Below are 16405 nucleotides of genomic sequence, written 5' to 3' on the forward strand. Positions count from 1 at the left end.
ACTTGTGACTGATCTTGAAGAGAACCCGGAAAAACTTACTCGAGTTCCGCCATCAGTTTAACCAGATGTTCAACTGCTTTTTGCTCGTCTTCGCCTTCAGCGGTCAGCGTGACAACGGTGCCCTGAGTCAGGCCCAGAGTTTGCAGTTTGAACAGGCTTTTCGCGCTGGCGCTTTTGCCGTTGGAAGTCACAGTGATCTCAGAAGAGAAGCCTTTCGCTTCTTTAACAAACTGAGCAGCAGGGCGGGTGTGCAGACCGTTCGGAGCGGTAATGGTAACTTCTTGCTGGAACATTGTATTTCCCCAACTTATAGGTTTAGTGTTGTGGAACTAAAGTCTAGCCTGGCGGTTGGACTTTAGCCTGTATAGTTAGCGCTGGCGTAACAGAACAAGGGACAGAAGCCGACTGACCAAACAGCCGTAGACCTTCGATCGCTGACGTTTCGACCACCATTAAACATTATGCCGCTAAAGCCAGAATTGAACCAAATCATAAAATCGATTCAGCTAGCTCAAATCAGACATCAGATTAATTTCGCGCTTCAAAATAAATGTGATGGTTAAATACCAGACCCTGAGGATCCAGGCAATGCCAGGTGGGGTAAAAATTTGATGTACGCCACAAAAAAGCACCTCGATGGGTGCTTTTTTGCGCGTATTTAACAATCTGGCATCACTGTTGCAGTTCTTTTTCCGTGAACAGGTCTGCAAACAAAGCGGTACTTAAATAGCGTTCGCCTGAAGAGGGCAGGATCACCACGATATTTTTGTTGGTGAAGGTTTCGTCTTCTTGCAGTTTCAACGCGGCAGCAACTGCTGCGCCAGAAGAGATCCCAGCCAGAATACCTTCTTCTTCCATCAGACGACGTGCAGTGCTAATGGCTTCTTCGTTGGTGATTTTGACAACTTTATCGATCAGTTTCAAATCCAGGTTGCCAGGAATAAAACCTGCACCGATACCCTGAATTTTATGCGGGCCGGGTTTCAGCTCTTCACCCGCCAGCGCCTGTGAAATAACCGGCGAGTCGGTCGGTTCGACCGCTACCGAAATTAGATCGGTTTTGCCTTTGGTATTTTTGATGTAGCGGCTAACGCCAGTCAGCGTACCACCGGTACCCACGCCGGAGATAAACACATCAACCTGACCGTCGGTATCTTCCCAAATTTCCGGGCCGGTAGTTTTTTCGTGGATTTCCGGGTTAGCCGGATTACTGAACTGCTGCAACAGCAGGAATTTAGCCGGATCGCTGGCAACAATCTCTTCTGCTTTCTGGATCGCGCCTTTCATGCCTTTTGCGCCTTCGGTCAGCACCAAATTTGCGCCCAGGGCTTTCAGCAGTTTACGGCGTTCGATGCTCATGGTTTCCGGCATGGTCAGCGTCAGTTTGTAACCGCGCGCCGCCGCCACGTAAGCCAGCGCAATACCGGTATTACCGCTGGTGGGTTCTACCAGCTCAACGCCCGGTTTCAGTACGCCACGTTTTTCGGCATCCCAAATCATATTGGCACCGATACGGCATTTCACGCTGAAGCTTGGGTTGCGGGACTCGACCTTCGCCAGGATACGTCCGTTACCGATGCGGTTCAGTCGAACCAGCGGCGTATGACCAATAGTCAACGAGTTATCTTCAAAAATCTTACTCATAGCCTGTCCTTAACTGTCTGAATTTTGGGAACCACATCAGCATACGCACTTACTGTTGATGCGGAAGTAAGGAATTCGCATATCTATATACTGCGTCGAAATAATGCTAAGCAGTATGGAATAAGAAAAGGAATAATTCCTTAACGCCACGCCGCATGCTTATCACGGTAGCAATCGACCCACATTGCCGTTGCGCCACAGACCGCAACCGGCATTACGACCAGATTCAACACCGGGATCAGCGTAAAAAGGCTGGTCAGCGCGCCAAACTGCATATTGGTGACCTTACGGGCACGCAGCGCAACGCGCATCTCTTTAAAGGGCACTTTGTGGTTGTCGAAGGGATAATCGCAGTACTGAATCGCCAGCATCCACGCGCTGAACAGAAACCACACCACCGGCGCAACGGTTTGCCCAACGCCAGGAATAAAATAAAGCAGCAACAGAACAGCAGCGCGCGGCAAATACCAGGCGAGTTTCTGCCATTCGCGTTTCATAATACGCGGCACATCTTTAAGCAGCTCACCAATCCCGGCATCCGGCGGCGTAGCGCCGGTGAGGCGCGCTTCAAGTTGTTCTGCCAGCAGGCCGTTAAACGGTGCGGCAATCCAGTTGGCGATGGTCGAGAAGAAATAGCCGAACACTAACAGAATAGAGATAACCACAACCGGCCATAACAGATAGCTGAGCCACTGCAGCCAGTCAGGTACGTGACGCATTAAGGAAGGGATCCAACTATCTAGACGGGTAAACAGCCACCAGAATGCGCCGCCCATCAGCAGAATATTCACCAGTAACGGCAGGATCACGAAACGACGAATGCCGGGCAGCGTGACCAGCTTCCAGCCCTGAGAAAAGTAAAAAACACCGCTGCGTACAGAGGCCGGGGTCGAGGGATTCATAATCTGGCTATACTCCTTTTCTTACAGCCGGAAAAACTGAAGCTTATAATATTCATCAGACGGGGGAAACCCGTTCAGAAATGTTCGAAAAAACAGCAAAAAGCACGATTTAGCAGATCTTTATGCGGTGAATGCCAACCGCGCACTTGCACTTGAGGTAATGGGCAAATACTCTTAGTGAGTAAAGGTTTGCCGTGGTGGCAAGGTGTTAGAACAACAGAGAATATAATGATGCAGGATTTGCGTCTGATATTAATCATTGTTGGCGCGATCGCCATAATTGCGTTACTGGTTCACGGGTTCTGGACCAGCCGCAAAGAACGTTCTTCTATGTTCCGCGATCGCCCATTAAAACGCATGAAGTCGCGTCGCGACGATGACGAGTTATATGACGAGGATGTCGAAGACGACGAAGGCGTGGGTGAAGTGCGTGTTCATAAAGTGAATACCGCAGCCAGAGGCGCAAGCGAGCAGGATGCGCCGCGTCAGCCGCCGCAGCATCAATATCAGCCGCCTTATGCGTCGGCACAGCCGCGCCCATCGGCGCCGGTACACGCGCCGGAAGATCCCGTGCACGCTGCACCGCAACAGCCTGTTTCTTCGCCGCAACCTGAGCGTCCCGCTCCGCAGGCGCCTGTGTTTGATGCATCGCCGGTGCGCCAGCCTCAGGCTCCGCAGCAGCATGCGCCGCTGCACCAACATCAGCCTCAGCAGCAACCTCAACAACAACCTCAACCGCAGGTACAGATGCAGGAACCGGCTCCGCAGCCGGAACCTGAGCCGGTTGTCGACGCGCCGGTAGAAAAACCGCAGCGTAAAGAGACGGTGATCATTATGAACGTGGCTGCACATCATGGCAGTACGCTGAATGGTGATGTCCTGCTGAACAGCATTCTGCAGGCTGGCTTTAAATATGGCGATATGAACATTTTCCATCGCCATCTCAGCCCTGACGGTAGCGGTCCGGCGTTGTTCAGCCTGGCGAATATGGTGAATCCTGGTACATTCGACGTCGAGATGATGGGCGAACTGACCACGCCAGGCGTGACGATTTTCATGCAGGTGCCTTCGTACGGCGACGAGTTGCAAAACTTTAAGCTGATGCTGCAATCCGCTCAGCATATTGCCGATGAAGTCGGCGGCGTGGTGCTTGACGATCAGCGCCGCATGATGACGCCGCAAAAACTGCGTGAATACCAGGATCGTATTCGCGAGGTTAAAGACGCCAACGCGTAATGGTCCGCTAAAACGATCCCCTTCCAGAACCCCCGCCAGTCGGGGGTTTTTTATCATTGATGGTGCGATATGGAATCAATTGAACAACAACTGACTGAACTGCGAACCACCCTTCGCCATCATGAATATCTGTATCATGTTATGGACGCGCCGGAGATCCCGGATGCGGAGTACGATCGTCTGATGCGCGAGCTGCGCGAGCTGGAGACGGCACACCCCGATTTGATCACCCCGGATTCACCGACACAACGCGTTGGTGCTGCGCCATTAACTGCCTTCAGCCAGGTGCGCCATGAAATGCCGATGCTGTCGCTCGATAACGTCTTTGACGAAGAGAGCTTTCTCGCCTTCAACAAACGCGTGCAGGATCGCCTGAAAAGTGTGGATGCCCTGACCTACTGCTGTGAACTGAAGCTTGATGGCCTGGCGGTAAGTATTCTTTACGAGCAGGGTGTCCTTATCCGCGCGGCAACGCGTGGTGATGGCACAACGGGTGAGGATATCACCACCAATGTGCGAACAATTCGCTCTATTCCATTGAAACTCCACGGCGACAATATCCCTGCGCGGCTTGAAGTCCGCGGAGAAGTGTTTTTGCCGCAATCTGGGTTTGAGAAAATCAACGAAGACGCACGCCGTACCGGGGCAAAAGTGTTTGCTAACCCGCGAAATGCAGCTGCCGGTTCGCTGCGTCAGCTCGATCCGCGAATCACCGCCAAACGCCCGCTCACTTTCTTCTGTTATGGCGTCGGTGTCCTGGAGGGAGGAGAACTGCCGCGTAGTCATCTGGCGCGCTTACAGCAGTTCAAAGCTTGGGGTTTGCCTGTGAGTGATCGCATACGCCTGTGTGACAGCCCGGAAGCGGTACTGGCGTTTTACCATCAGGTGGAAAATGATCGCCCTACGCTGGGTTTTGATATTGATGGTGTGGTGATCAAGGTTGATTCTCTCGACCTGCAGGAGCAACTTGGTTTCGTTGCCCGCGCGCCGCGTTGGGCTGTGGCGTTTAAATTCCCGGCGCAAGAGCAGATGACGTACGTGCGTGACGTGGAGTTTCAGGTCGGGCGAACCGGGGCTATCACGCCGGTAGCTCGTCTTGAACCCGTGCAGGTTGCCGGGGTGCTGGTGAGTAATGCCACTCTGCATAATGCCGATGAGATTGACCGTCTTGGATTACGCATTGGCGATAAAGTGGTGATCCGCCGCGCCGGGGATGTGATCCCACAGGTTGTGAATGTGGTGCTTTCCGAGCGCCCGCCAGAGACGCGGGAAGTGGTGTTCCCGGCGCACTGCCCGGTCTGCGGCTCTGATGTGGAACGTGTGGAAGGCGAAGCGGTAACGCGCTGTACAGGTGGTTTGATTTGCGGCGCACAGCGCAAAGAAGCGCTGAAACACTTCGTCTCCCGCCGCGCGATGGATGTCGACGGTATGGGCGATAAAATCATCGATCAACTGGTCGAAAAAGAGTACGTGCATACGCCTGCCGATCTGTTCCGTTTAAGTGCCGGAAAACTGACCGGGCTGGATCGCATGGGGCCGAAATCGGCACAAAACATCGTTAATGCGCTGGAAAAAGCCAAAGAGACAACCTTTGCCCGCTTCCTTTATGCGCTTGGCATCCGGGAAGTGGGTGAAGCAACAGCCGCCGGGCTTGCTGCATATTTTGGAACACTGGAAGCCCTGATGGCAGCCTCTGTTGATGAACTGCAAAAAGTCCCGGATGTGGGCGTCGTCGTGGCTAAGCATGTCGACAATTTCTTTAATGAAGAGAGTAACCGCGAGGTTATTCGCCAGTTGGTCAGCGATGTGGGCATCCGCTGGCCCGCACCGGTGGCGGTAAATGCAGAAGAGATCGACAGCCCGTTTGCCGGAAAAACGGTCGTCCTGACCGGCAGTCTGAGCCAGCTCTCCCGCGATGAAGCCAAAGCGCGCTTAACCGCGCTGGGGGCGAAAGTGGCGGGGAGCGTCTCGAAGAAAACCGACCTGGTTATTGCGGGCGAAGCGGCAGGCTCCAAACTGGCGAAAGCGCAAGAGCTGGGCATTGCCGTGATTGACGAAGCGGAAATGATCAGGTTGCTGGGAGAGTAAATGGAAAAGGAGCACCTGGTCGAGATTGCCAATACCGTCATGCCTTTTGGTAAATACCAGGGGCGACGGTTGATTGATCTGCCGGAAGAGTACCTGCTGTGGTTTGCCCGCAAGGATGAGTTTCCTGCCGGGAAGCTGGGCGAACTGATGCAAATTACGTTGCTGATTAAAACCGAGGGGCTGACGCATCTGGTTCAGCCCCTGAAACGTCGTTAAGCTTTCGCTGCTTCCTGCGCCTGGCTTTTTTCCGCCTGGCGTTTGTAGCGACGTGCCAGTACAGCGCAAACCATCAACTGGATCTGATGGAAAATCATCAACGGCAATACCATCATGCCAATGGCCGATGTCGGGAACAGGATATTGGCCATTGGGATACCATTGGCGAGGCTTTTCTTCGAGCCGCAGAATACGATGGTGATTTCATCGGCTTTGTTAAACCCGCATTTGCGCGCCACCACCACGTTCACCGCAATCACGATTGCCAGCAGCACCATACTGACGACCACGATAAACAGCAGCGACCCCAGCCCGACTTTGTGCCAGATTCCGTTCACCACCGCTTCACTGAAGGCGGAGTAAACCACCAGCAGAATCGAGGTCTGGTCGGTTTTGGAAATCCACTTTTTGTGTTTTGCCACCCATGCGCCGGTCCACGGGCGGGAAAGGTGGCCGAGCACAAACGGCAGCAACAGTTGCAGCATAATCTTGCCCACCTGGTCGAGGCTACCCTCGGCGCCATGCAGGTTCATCAGTAGTCCGACCAGCAACGGCGACAGGAAGATCCCTAACAGGCTGGATGCCGATGCGGAACAGACGGCTGCGGCCACATTACCGCCAGCAAGCGAGGTAAAGGCGATAGCCGACTGGACCGTAGCCGGCAAAATGCACAGGTAGAGGAAACCGCTATACAGCTCCTGGCTGACATTCACGGGCGACCACCAGACAAACAACACGCCCAGTGCGGGGAACAGAACAAACGTGCTGCACATGACCCACAGGTGTAAACGCCAGTGGCTGCCACCGGCAATAATCGCTTCGCGGGAGAGTTTGGCCCCGTGCATAAAAAACAGTAATGCAATCGCGGCAGTGGTCAGCCATTCGAAAAAAGGCACAAAGCTGCCGCGCGCGGGAAAGAAGGAAGCCAGTAAAACAGTACAGATGAGGGTCAGTGTAAAAGGGTCGAGAATACGAAACAGTTTCATATGCACTCCTGAAAGACGATGCCGCTATTGTGCTTTTTCTGCTTTGAGAAATAAAATTGATTTATTGCATCCATTCATGAATTTTTAATATGAATTATTCTTTACGTCAGTTGCGCGTATTTGTCACGGTAGCGCAGGTCAAAAGCTTTAGCCGGGCAGGGGACATCATTGGCCTGAGTCAGTCTGCTGTTAGTCACAGTGTTAAGGAGCTGGAACAGCAAGTGGGTGTGCGTCTGCTGGATCGTACCACCCGTGAAGTGGTGCTCACGGAAGCCGGGCAACAGCTGGCACTGCGCCTTGAGCGTGTGTTAGATGAGCTTAGCAGCACGCTGCGTGAAGCCGGGCGGGTAGGGCAGCAATTAACCGGCACAGTACGTGTTGCGGCCAGTCAGACGATTTCGGCACATCTTATCCCGCAGTGCATTGCCAGCAGCAATCAACTTTATCCGGAGATTGATTTTGTGCTTCACGACAGGCCGCAACAATGGGTGCTGGAGAGCATCCGCCAGGGCGAAGTCGATTTCGGTATTGTTATCGATCCTGGCCCTGTCAGCGATTTACTGAGTGAGGAGATCCTGCAAGAGCCGTTCTTTTTGCTGTGCCGTAACGATCACCCATGGTCGCAACTGGCTTCTGTGCCTTGGCTGGCGTTAGATGGCGCGCGGCTGGTGGTGCAGGATTACGCGTCGGGAAGCCGGGCTTTGATTGACGCCGCGCTGTTGCACTTCGGCATACAGGCGCAGATTGTGCAGGAGATCGGCCATCCGGCTACGCTCTTTCCGATGGTGGAAGCGGGTATTGGCATCAGTATTTTACCGGCACTGGCGTTACCGTTGCCCCAGGGAAGCCAGCTGGCGGTAAAACGTCTGGCGCCGGAGATGTTGCGTAAAATTATGCTGGTACGACGAAAAAACCGTTCGCTTTCCGGGGCGGCACAGGCGTTATGGGAAGTCGTAAAAGAACAGGCCCGGTGTTTAAACCGGGCCCGAGAGGACGATCCATTATTTACTCAGACGTAAATATCAATCTGGTGATCGTCTGAAGGGTTATTTACACCTTCCGCTTTTGCTTGCGGTTGCTGCTGAGCTTGTTTCTGTTCAGCTTCTTCCGCTTGTTTACGCTGTAATTGTGCCAGTTGCGCTTGCAGCTGTTGGATCTTCGCCTGGATGATTTCTTGCTGTTTCTTTTTCTCTTCCGTACTACCGCTGCCGTTAGAAATTTCTTTCAGCTGTTGAGTCAGTTTGGTGATCTGCGCGCTGATCCGGGAGATCTGCGCAGCGGTATCGCTGCTGGCAGAGGATGAACTGCCGCTGGTTTTACTGGTATTGCTTTGTACTACTGACGGGGTTGTTGCTGAGATTGTTGTCATTGTGCCTCCCTTTTTGCCATAAAACATCATTATCGGCGTAACCAAAAACTTCTTGAGTTGCGTTCAAACAGTGAGCGCAATGTGAGCATCATATTCACAGAATAAGGATAAATTATGGATCTCTGTTGCGTCATTTATCTATTGAAAAATAAAGAATTTTATTGTGTTAATGATTGCAGATAACACGGCTTTTAGTGCCAGCTTAAGGTAAATGTAAGGTATTGTGTCCGTGCTGGCAGGCACTTATGACATATAAAAAATAATCTTTATGTGGTGATATCTCTGGCTGCATTTTTAGCATCATAGATGGGATAAGGCGCAGATGACTTCTTGGCGCAATGCTTAGCAGGGCGGGAGAGTAAAGGGCAAAAATGGGTAGAAAATGGCCCGGATTTGCTCGCGCCTCGATAAGCCGTTGTCTCATGGGATATGCTGTGAACTTTTAGATAGCAAAAAAGCGCCTTTAGGGCGCTTTTTTACATTGGTGGGTCGTGCAGGATTCGAACCTGCGACCAATTGATTAAAAGTCAACTGCTCTACCAACTGAGCTAACGACCCGAAGTGGTGGGTGATGACGGGATCGAACCGCCGACCCCCTCCTTGTAAGGGAGGTGCTCTCCCAGCTGAGCTAATCACCCACTTCGGTACTTCAATGATAAGAATTCGCTGGCGAGAAAGTGGTGGGTGATGACGGGATCGAACCGCCGACCCCCTCCTTGTAAGGGAGGTGCTCTCCCAGCTGAGCTAATCACCCACTTCTCATTCTTATCTACACTGCGGGAACCACAAAAATCGTGGTGGGTGATGACGGGATCGAACCGCCGACCCCCTCCTTGTAAGGGAGGTGCTCTCCCAGCTGAGCTAATCACCCCCGCTGTGTGGAGTCGCATTATAGGGAGAGTTGAAAATGAGTCAACGCATTTTCAAAAGAAATTGTTCGTTCGTCGTAAAATTAGACAAACCGCTGCGTAATCCGCCGCGAGAGCATGATTTCTAAACAAAATACGCCGATAAGCCCCTGATTGCGGCAACAACATTGAGGAATCAGCCCACAGTGATAGAATATTGCCCACTTTTCATTTCAGGTATTGCCGACGGTCGGCATCTTTCTCAACGTAAGGCCATTTCATGAAAATCAAAACTCGCTTCGCGCCCAGCCCCACCGGCTATTTGCACGTAGGCGGCGCGCGTACTGCTCTCTATTCCTGGCTATTTGCTCGTAATCACGACGGTGAGTTTGTGCTGCGTATTGAAGACACCGATCTTGAGCGCTCCACCCCGGAAGCAATTGAAGCCATTATGGATGGCATGAACTGGCTGAATCTGGAATGGGACGAAGGCCCGTACTTCCAGACCAAACGTTTTGATCGCTACAACGCGGTCATTGACGAGATGCTGGAAGCCGGCACCGCCTATAAATGCTACTGCTCGAAAGAACGTCTTGAGCAGCTGCGTGAAACGCAGATGGCAAACAATGAAAAACCGCGCTACGACGGCCGTTGCCGCCACGATCATTCGCATCATGCTGCGGATGAGCCTTGTGTGGTGCGTTTTGCCAATCCGCAGGAAGGTTCGGTCATTTTTGACGATCAAATTCGCGGTCCGATCGAGTTTAGCAATCAGGAACTCGACGATCTGATCATTCGCCGTACTGATGGCTCCCCAACCTATAACTTCTGTGTGGTGGTGGATGACTGGGACATGGAAATCACCCACGTGATCCGTGGTGAAGATCATATCAACAACACCCCTCGCCAGATCAACATCCTGAAAGCGCTGAACGCACCGGTTCCGGTGTACGCACACGTTTCTATGATCAACGGCGACGACGGTAAAAAGCTCTCCAAACGCCACGGCGCAGTCAGCGTTATGCAATATCGTGATGACGGCTACCTGCCGGAAGCGCTGCTGAACTACCTGGTGCGTCTGGGCTGGTCCAGCGGCGATCAGGAAATCTTCACCCGTGAAGAGATGATCAAATTGTTCTCGCTGGGTGCGGTGAGCAAATCGGCCAGTGCCTTCAACACCGACAAACTGCTGTGGCTGAACCATCACTACATCAACACGCTGGATCCGGAATATGTGGCGACACACCTGCAATGGCATATTGAGCAGGAAAAGATCGACACCCATACCGGTCCGCAGTTGTTTGAACTGGTAAAACTGCTGGGCGAACGTTGTAAAACGTTGAAAGAGATGGCCGCAAGCTGCCGTTATTTCTATGAAGAGTTTGATGCGTTCGACGCCGATGCGGCGAAAAAGCACCTGCGCCCGGTGGCCCGTCAGCCGCTGGAAGTGGTGCGTGACAAACTTGCAGCGATTGCTGAATGGACCGCAGAAAACGTGCACAATGCGATTCAGGCGACGGCGGATGAACTGGAAGTCGGCATGGGTAAAGTCGGCATGCCGCTGCGCGTTGCGGTGACCGGCGCGGGTCAGTCCCCGGCACTTGACGTGACTGTTCACGCGATTGGCAAATCCCGCAGCGTGGCGCGTATCGACAAAGCGCTGGCGTTTATTGCTGAGCGCGAAAACCAGCAGTAAGCATAACGGTTATCACTGCGAAGCCGCCTTCTTTGAAGGCGGCTTTTTTATTACCAGCTGTAGCTCACCGTGGCCGTCATCGTACGACCAATGCCATAGAAGCAGGCGCTGCTGCCGCTACAGGCCGCCACATATTTGGTATTGGCCAGGTTGTTAACGTTAAACTGCATGTTTGCCCCTTTCAGGCTGCTGCTCAGCTCGCCGAGATCGTAACCAAGCATCGCGTCGTACAAATCCACCGCCGGCACTTTGAAGGTGTTTTGCGCATCGCCATACGAGGTGCCGATATAGCGCATACCGACGCCAGCGGTCAGGCTTTTCAGCGGCCCGCCAGGCAGGGTATAGCTGGCAAATGCCGACGCCATATGCGTGGGGATACGCGCCGGGGTTTTCCCCTGGGTGCCTGCCACCGTCGTGTCGGTGTTTTCCGCATTGGTATAGGTATAAGAAGCAATCAGGTTCAGGCTGTTAAACAAGGTGGAATGCAGTTCAGCCTCCAGACCTTTTGAGCGGATCTCCCCCGCGTTTTCATACCAGCCTTCGGTGCTGTTGTAGGTGGGCACATTATCCTGACGCAGGTCGTAAACAGCCAGTGACATCAGGGTGTTTTCCACGGGTTGGTATTTCACCCCGACTTCCGTCTGCTTACCGGTAGTTGGTTTAAACGGCGCAACACCTGGCGCGCGGTTGGTTTGCAGGTTCGGCTCAAATGAGGTGCTGTAGCTGATGTAAGGCGACAGGCCAAAATCAAAAGCGTAGAGCAGTCCGGTGCGCCAGGTCAATTTGCTGTCGTTTTGCTGCACGGTCGGGTCTGTAGAGGTGAAATCGGTGGTACGCACTTCCGACCAGTCATAACGACCGGAAAGCAGTAATTCCCAGTTATTCCAGCTCAACTGATCCTGCAAATAGATCCCCATCTGGTCGAGATTCTGCTGCTCGTTGGTGCGGGTGCTGAAGGTGCTTTCATCCACGCTGACGCCATACACAGGCTGGGTCCAGTCGAAGTCGTACTGTGAACCGCTGCCCCGTTGCAGCAACTGATGGTCGCGGCTTGATTTATAATCCAGCCCGCCTAACAGCGTGTGGTTAACGTCGGCAGTTGCAAACTGTGCTTCGAGCTGGTTATCAAGACCGAACTCATCCGTCTGGCGTGTTTCACGCTGGGCATTACGTGTTAATACCGTGCTGTTGGCCGCGTTGTTGGCATACACCAGGTAACGGTATTTCTGTTTAAGGGTGGAATAACGGGCGTTCTGGCGCAGGGTAACCACCTCATTGAGTTGGTGCTCAAATTCGTAGCCAACCAGGGTCTGTTCGCGCCATGACTGATCATAATTTGGATCGCTAACGTTCATATCACGCGGCAGGTAACGGCCGTTGGCGCTGACCACGGTTCCGTAATACGGCAGGAAGTTACGGTAACCGGCATCCGGATCTTTCTGGTAACTGGTGAGCAGGGTAAAGCGGGTCTGATCGTTAGGATACCAGGTGATCGACGGCGCAATGGCCATACGAGTCTCTTTATAGTCATCCACCTGGTTATTCTGCGTACGGGCAATACCATTAATGCGGTACAGCACACGCCCGTCATCGCTCAGTTTGCCGCCAAAATCAAACGCGCCTTCGGCCAGCTTATTATTCCCGGTGCGAAACTGCACATTGTGGATAGCCTCGCTGGTCGGGCGTTTACTGGTCATGCTTATAAGTCCGCCAGGATTGACCTGGCCAAACAGTACCGATGCCGGGCCGCGCACCAGTTCGACCCGCTCTAACAGCCAGGGATCAAGTGTCCCGGTTTGTGACGAGGCGGTTGCGCCATAGCTCAGGCCATCAAGGAACTTCGGTACATAACTAAAACCGCGCACAAACACTTCGTCATTACGGTTAGACGATCCCCGGTATTCGGTAAACACTCCGGCACTGTAGCGCAGCGCCTGCGAAACAGAGCTGACATCAAGCGCTTTCATTTGATCGCGGGTAATGACCGACACGGACTGTGGTGTTTTCACCAAATCGGTCGCCGTTTTCGTGGCTGAGAGGGTTTTCGTTGCCACAATGCCTTTTACCGGCGCGTGGGGATCTTCCACTGTTCCCGGCGTGACGACCAGTGTTTCTTCCGCAGAGGTTTTTGCCAGCGTCGGGGAGCTTATGCTCCCGGCCGCCAGGCTGAGCAGCCAGAGTTGCATCATTTTGTTATTTTTAAACATCAGTTAAAACGTCCCGTTTTAGAAGTTGCCATTCAAATAACCCCTTATTTATTCAGTAAATAAAGGAGTCCGACATTAATAACGGATTTGATGATATTGCAAATGCTTACCATTTGCATTAGCGTTGTTTGCAATTTTGTGAAGGGATATCCTGCCGATGAAAATGGCATTAAGTGGGTTACTGATAGGTATAAGCACCCTGCCGGCGGCGGCTATGCCGTGCGGATCCGCCTCTGTACAGGGAGAACAACAAGGGAAGTTTGACGCCAGTGGCGAAGTCTGTTTTCAACTGCCAGCGCTGGGAGAGAATTATGTCACCGCTACCTTATCCGGCGTCACGGATGCCCATCTGCTGGATACGCAAAACCGCCGCTTGCGTGCGCTACTGGAAGGCGGCCCGGCTGATGGCGAACAGGCGCTGCTTTTTTCACTCCCGGTGCAACAACCCTCATCGCTTGTGCTGCATGGTCATGAAGGTAAGCGCTGGTCTTTCACATGGCGAATGAAAGAAACCACACCGCTGCCGCGCCCGCAAACACTGGCGCCGGTAAGCCCGCGCTTGCAGCAACTGGTCAACGAACTCGCCGCAGGCGGCACGACGGATGCTTTCTGGCAAGAGAGAAAGCGGGCAGGGACGCCACTCATCGAGCCGGTAGATGACCATCATAAGCGGGTGACGTTTTTATGGCGCGGAGCGCGCGGCAACGTGTTTATTCTGGGATCGCCAGCCGGCGATCATGATCCATTATTTCGCCTTGCGCACTCGGATGTGTGGTTCCGCAGTTATGTCGTACCGGCGGATACACGCATGCAGTACCAACTGGCTCCGGATGTGCCGAAAGTCGATGGCACTCCACGCGATCAACGCCGGGCAATCCTCGTCAGCGCACAGGCTGATCCGCTCAATCCGCATACGCTGAGCAACGGCTGGGCCGACCGCTGGAACCGATCATCACTGCTCGACTTAAGCCCGTCGCGCTACTTTTCAACCGAAGCCATGGCGCAACCGGTGCGGCACGGCGTCGTATCGCGACATGCATTTTACAGCGAGCGGTTGGGTAATAGCCGTGAAATCATCCTCTATCGGCCCAGGGCTTCGCAGCCCGCGCGCTGGACATTAATCCTCTTCGATGGGCAAACCTGGCAGGGGGAGTACCACACCGCCAGCGTGCTGGATGGTTTGATTGCTCGCCATGCGTTACCGCCCATCAATATTGTTTTTATCGACAGCCTCGACCATACGCGACGCGGCAAAGAGCTGCCGCCGAATGCTGATTTTGCCGATTTTATGGCGCTTGAACTCACGCCGTGGTTAAAACAGCGAGGGTTGCCGATGACGCGGACCAAAACGGTGCTGGCCGGTGCCAGTTACGGTGGGCTGGCCTCGTCATGGGTGGCGTTACGTTACCCGCGTCTGTTCGGTAATGTATTGAGTCTTTCCGGATCGTACTGGTGGTCACCGAAAGGGGAAGCCCCGGGCTGGTTGTTGCGCCAATACCAGCAAGCGCCGCGTTACCCACTGCGTTTTTGGATCCAGGCGGGCCGGTTTGAATCACAAGGAGCCGACGGCGGGATCTATGCGAACAGCCTTGCGTTTGAGCAACAGCTCCGTGAAAAAGGCTACAGCGCCAGTTTTCACCCGTGGTCGAGCGGTCATGATTACGCCGCGTGGGTCGAAGCGCTGGTGCACGGTATGCGCAATTTTACCGGGCTGAAATAAGGGTAAACACATAAAAAAGCCCGGCAGCGCAAAGGCTGGCCGGGCGTGCATCATGCGGCGATTTAGCGGGCTACCACAAAGCGTTTATCGTCGTCCATATAGGCTTTTTCACCCGCCGGGGCGACGATAGAACCAAAGTTCATGTGGCCGCGCAGTTTCCAGTTGGCAGGAATGTTCCAGGTGCGCTGCACGTCGGCATCAACCAGCGGGTTGTAATGCTGCAGGTTTGCGCCAATTCCTTTCTCTGTCAGCGCCAGCCATACAGCATACTGCGCAATGCCGGTGCTGTGTTCGGACCAAACCGGGAAGTTATCGGCATAGGCGGCAAACTGTTCCTGCAAACCTTTCACCACATCCTGATCTTCAAAAAACAGCACGGAACCGGCGGCGGCAGCAAAGCCATCAATTTTTTCTGACGTGGCGTGGAAGTTCTCTTCCGGCACGATTTTCCGCAGTTGCTCACGGGTCAGTTCCCAGAACTGCGCATGTTCTTTACCCAGCAGGATCAGCGCGCGGGAACTCTGTGAGTTAAACGCCGACGGCGCCTGACGAATGGCTTCTTTAATGGTTTCAATCACAACGTCATCTGCTACCGGCAGGTTTTTACCCAGGGCATAAATGGTTCTGCGTTGTTTCGCTAAGGCGAGAAAGTTGTCTGACATAACTGCTCCTGAAGTTGACCGTTCAACAGCCGCCGGGGCGGTCTGAGAAAACAAAGCGTTAAAAATTTTCTGCAACGGATTCATGTTCGCCTGATCCTGGTAGTGATAGCGCCCCGTTACGGGGCGACTTTTTTATTTGCTCAGTACTGCGGTCATATACACGCGGTTGTCGGTACGGGCGCTGGTAATTTTGTAAGAGGCATTCGCCTGTTCTGCCTGCGCGGCGATTTTTGCTTCTGCGCCGCTAAGGGTAGATGCGCTGGCGCTGATGCTTTGTGCAAAAGAACCGAAAGAGATAGCGGAAAGGGCAGCAACTGCAACGAAAGTTTTGATGAATTTCATGGTCGTATTCCTGTTCAGTTTTGTTTGGGAAGGGCTGGTTTGCCCTGATGTGATAAATCATAAGCCTGCGAATCGCTGAAAAAAAGCGGAACAATTTGCGGATAAGATTCAAAAAAATAGAACAAGAATGGAGTGGGTTATGCAGGTCAGGAAGGGGGGTTAACCCTGCCGCCTACAGGCAAGGGCAGGGGATTAAGGTTCTCAGACCGCCAGCCAGCGTCGCCAGATAAAGCGCAGCACAAAGAACTCAATGGTGCCAAGCAGTAAAAACCACAGGCAGTAAAGCAGGGTATAGAGCTGATTGAGATCCAGCAGATGGAACCACTGCATCAGGTTTTGCGCCAGTTGCAAACCCAGGCTTGGCGCAGGCAGCAGCAACACAGAAATGAATGCCATCAGCAGAATACCTGCCAGCGTGACCACGGATTCTAAAGGGTGTTTCATAAGCGTCTTTGGTAGTGAAAAGTCGCATTGTCGGGGAAAGCTGGC

15 protein-coding genes and 4 tRNA genes are annotated in these 16405 nt (G+C 53.2%); 6 read left to right on the forward strand and 13 right to left on the reverse strand.

The window, feature by feature from the left end; translation table 11 throughout:
• Positions 1 to 35: 35 nt before the first annotated feature.
• The 3 genes from ptsH to cysZ all read right to left on the reverse strand — a co-directional run bounded on the left by ptsH (position 36) and on the right by cysZ (position 2546).
• On the reverse strand, positions 36 to 293 hold the full coding sequence (gene ptsH, locus ACUY4S_RS06750; RefSeq protein WP_007370907.1) for a phosphocarrier protein Hpr: 258 nt from the start codon (positions 291 to 293) through the stop codon (positions 36 to 38).
• A 379-nt stretch (positions 294 to 672) separates the two neighbouring features.
• Positions 673 to 1644 carry a cysteine synthase A gene (gene cysK / locus ACUY4S_RS06755; protein WP_312690537.1) on the reverse strand — a complete coding sequence of 324 codons (972 nt, stop codon included), beginning with the start codon at positions 1642 to 1644 and terminating at the stop codon, positions 673 to 675.
• Between the two features lie 140 nt (positions 1645 to 1784).
• Positions 1785 to 2546 (reverse strand): sulfate transporter CysZ, encoded by a 762-nt coding sequence (gene cysZ / locus ACUY4S_RS06760; RefSeq protein WP_458022179.1) that lies wholly within the window; start codon positions 2544 to 2546, stop codon positions 1785 to 1787.
• Between the two features lie 228 nt (positions 2547 to 2774).
• Here cysZ and zipA point away from each other — a divergent pair, with 228 nt between their 5' ends.
• The 3 genes from zipA (at position 2775) to ACUY4S_RS06775 (ending at position 6086) form a co-directional block, all read left to right on the forward strand.
• The gene (zipA, locus tag ACUY4S_RS06765) at positions 2775 to 3782 is read left to right on the forward strand and encodes a cell division protein ZipA (RefSeq protein WP_458022178.1); all 1008 of its coding nucleotides are present in this window, start codon (positions 2775 to 2777) and stop codon (positions 3780 to 3782) included.
• 69 nt (positions 3783 to 3851) lie between these two features.
• A complete protein-coding gene (gene ligA, locus ACUY4S_RS06770; protein ID WP_312690531.1) occupies positions 3852 to 5870 on the forward strand; it encodes an NAD-dependent DNA ligase LigA in 2019 nt (672 codons plus the stop codon).
• Entirely contained in the window at positions 5871 to 6086 is a 216-nt protein-coding gene (locus ACUY4S_RS06775; RefSeq protein WP_312690529.1) for a DUF3820 family protein, read from the forward strand.
• Here ACUY4S_RS06775 and ACUY4S_RS06780 read toward each other — a convergent pair.
• Positions 6083 to 7072, reverse strand: coding sequence for a bile acid:sodium symporter family protein (locus ACUY4S_RS06780; protein WP_312690527.1), 990 nt, complete (start codon positions 7070 to 7072; stop codon positions 6083 to 6085). The two genes, ACUY4S_RS06775 and ACUY4S_RS06780, sit on opposite strands and share 4 nt — an antisense overlap.
• 89 nt (positions 7073 to 7161) lie before the next feature.
• Here ACUY4S_RS06780 and ACUY4S_RS06785 point away from each other — a divergent pair, with 89 nt between their 5' ends.
• Positions 7162 to 8091, forward strand: a complete 930-nt coding sequence (locus ACUY4S_RS06785) for a LysR family transcriptional regulator (RefSeq protein ID WP_458022177.1) — start codon at positions 7162 to 7164, stop codon at positions 8089 to 8091.
• On the opposite strand, the gene ACUY4S_RS06790 is transcribed toward ACUY4S_RS06785, so the two are convergent.
• The 5 genes from ACUY4S_RS06790 to ACUY4S_RS06810 form a co-directional block, all read right to left on the reverse strand.
• Positions 8082 to 8441, reverse strand: coding sequence for a FlxA-like family protein (locus ACUY4S_RS06790; RefSeq protein ID WP_312690523.1), 360 nt, complete (start codon positions 8439 to 8441; stop codon positions 8082 to 8084). The genes ACUY4S_RS06785 and ACUY4S_RS06790 overlap by 10 nt on opposite strands.
• 482 nt (positions 8442 to 8923) lie before the next feature.
• Positions 8924 to 8999 (reverse strand) — tRNA-Lys (locus ACUY4S_RS06795).
• 4 nt (positions 9000 to 9003) lie between these two features.
• Positions 9004 to 9079 (reverse strand) — tRNA-Val (locus ACUY4S_RS06800).
• Between the two features lie 40 nt (positions 9080 to 9119).
• A tRNA-Val gene (locus ACUY4S_RS06805) sits at positions 9120 to 9195 on the reverse strand.
• Between the two features lie 41 nt (positions 9196 to 9236).
• A tRNA-Val gene (locus tag ACUY4S_RS06810) sits at positions 9237 to 9312 on the reverse strand.
• A gap of 257 nt (positions 9313 to 9569) precedes the next feature.
• Here ACUY4S_RS06810 and gltX point away from each other — a divergent pair.
• Positions 9570 to 10985, forward strand: a complete 1416-nt coding sequence (gene gltX / locus ACUY4S_RS06815; protein ID WP_312692319.1) for a glutamate--tRNA ligase — start codon at positions 9570 to 9572, stop codon at positions 10983 to 10985.
• Between the two features lie 50 nt (positions 10986 to 11035).
• Here gltX and ACUY4S_RS06820 read toward each other — a convergent pair whose 3' ends face one another.
• The gene (locus ACUY4S_RS06820) at positions 11036 to 13192 is read right to left on the reverse strand and encodes a TonB-dependent siderophore receptor (protein ID WP_312692317.1); all 2157 of its coding nucleotides are present in this window, start codon (positions 13190 to 13192) and stop codon (positions 11036 to 11038) included.
• Between the two features lie 157 nt (positions 13193 to 13349).
• Between ACUY4S_RS06820 and ACUY4S_RS06825 the strand changes: the two genes are divergently transcribed.
• The gene (locus ACUY4S_RS06825; protein ID WP_312692315.1) at positions 13350 to 14912 is read left to right on the forward strand and encodes an alpha/beta hydrolase-fold protein; all 1563 of its coding nucleotides are present in this window, start codon (positions 13350 to 13352) and stop codon (positions 14910 to 14912) included.
• Between the two features lie 62 nt (positions 14913 to 14974).
• Here the strand turns inward: ACUY4S_RS06825 and ACUY4S_RS06830 are convergent, their stop codons facing one another.
• The 3 genes from ACUY4S_RS06830 to ACUY4S_RS06840 form a co-directional block, all read right to left on the reverse strand.
• On the reverse strand, positions 14975 to 15574 hold the full coding sequence (locus ACUY4S_RS06830; protein WP_458023379.1) for a nitroreductase family protein: 600 nt from the start codon (positions 15572 to 15574) through the stop codon (positions 14975 to 14977).
• Positions 15575 to 15706: 132 nt separating this feature from the next.
• Positions 15707 to 15916, reverse strand: coding sequence for a YdgH/BhsA/McbA-like domain containing protein (locus ACUY4S_RS06835; RefSeq protein WP_312692311.1), 210 nt, complete (start codon positions 15914 to 15916; stop codon positions 15707 to 15709).
• Between the two features lie 201 nt (positions 15917 to 16117).
• On the reverse strand, positions 16118 to 16360 hold the full coding sequence (locus ACUY4S_RS06840; RefSeq protein WP_312692309.1) for a DUF1158 family protein: 243 nt from the start codon (positions 16358 to 16360) through the stop codon (positions 16118 to 16120).
• Positions 16361 to 16405 lie beyond the last annotated feature (45 nt).

This window comes from Kosakonia beeri (assembly GCF_054165705.1).

Excerpts from the sequence above, each read along its gene's own strand:
- ptsH (WP_007370907.1), bottom strand. The coding sequence starts at position 293 with ATGTTCCAGCAAGAAGTTACCATTACCGCTCCGAACGGTCTGCACACC.
- ACUY4S_RS06780 (WP_312690527.1), bottom strand. The coding sequence starts at position 7,072 with ATGAAACTGTTTCGTATTCTCGACCCTTTTACACTGACCCTCATCTGT.
- ACUY4S_RS06790 (WP_312690523.1), bottom strand. The coding sequence starts at position 8,441 with ATGACAACAATCTCAGCAACAACCCCGTCAGTAGTACAAAGCAATACC.
- gltX (WP_312692319.1), top strand. The coding sequence starts at position 9,570 with ATGAAAATCAAAACTCGCTTCGCGCCCAGCCCCACCGGCTATTTGCAC.
- ligA (WP_312690531.1), top strand. The coding sequence starts at position 3,852 with ATGGAATCAATTGAACAACAACTGACTGAACTGCGAACCACCCTTCGC.
- cysZ (WP_458022179.1), bottom strand. The coding sequence starts at position 2,546 with ATGAATCCCTCGACCCCGGCCTCTGTACGCAGCGGTGTTTTTTACTTT.
- ACUY4S_RS06785 (WP_458022177.1), top strand. The coding sequence starts at position 7,162 with ATGAATTATTCTTTACGTCAGTTGCGCGTATTTGTCACGGTAGCGCAG.
- cysK (WP_312690537.1), bottom strand. The coding sequence starts at position 1,644 with ATGAGTAAGATTTTTGAAGATAACTCGTTGACTATTGGTCATACGCCG.
- ACUY4S_RS06835 (WP_312692311.1), bottom strand. The coding sequence starts at position 15,916 with ATGAAATTCATCAAAACTTTCGTTGCAGTTGCTGCCCTTTCCGCTATC.
- ACUY4S_RS06840 (WP_312692309.1), bottom strand. The coding sequence starts at position 16,360 with ATGAAACACCCTTTAGAATCCGTGGTCACGCTGGCAGGTATTCTGCTG.
- ACUY4S_RS06775 (WP_312690529.1), top strand. The coding sequence starts at position 5,871 with ATGGAAAAGGAGCACCTGGTCGAGATTGCCAATACCGTCATGCCTTTT.
- zipA (WP_458022178.1), top strand. The coding sequence starts at position 2,775 with ATGATGCAGGATTTGCGTCTGATATTAATCATTGTTGGCGCGATCGCC.
- ACUY4S_RS06820 (WP_312692317.1), bottom strand. The coding sequence starts at position 13,192 with ATGTTTAAAAATAACAAAATGATGCAACTCTGGCTGCTCAGCCTGGCG.
- ACUY4S_RS06830 (WP_458023379.1), bottom strand. The coding sequence starts at position 15,574 with ATGTCAGACAACTTTCTCGCCTTAGCGAAACAACGCAGAACCATTTAT.
- ACUY4S_RS06825 (WP_312692315.1), top strand. The coding sequence starts at position 13,350 with ATGAAAATGGCATTAAGTGGGTTACTGATAGGTATAAGCACCCTGCCG.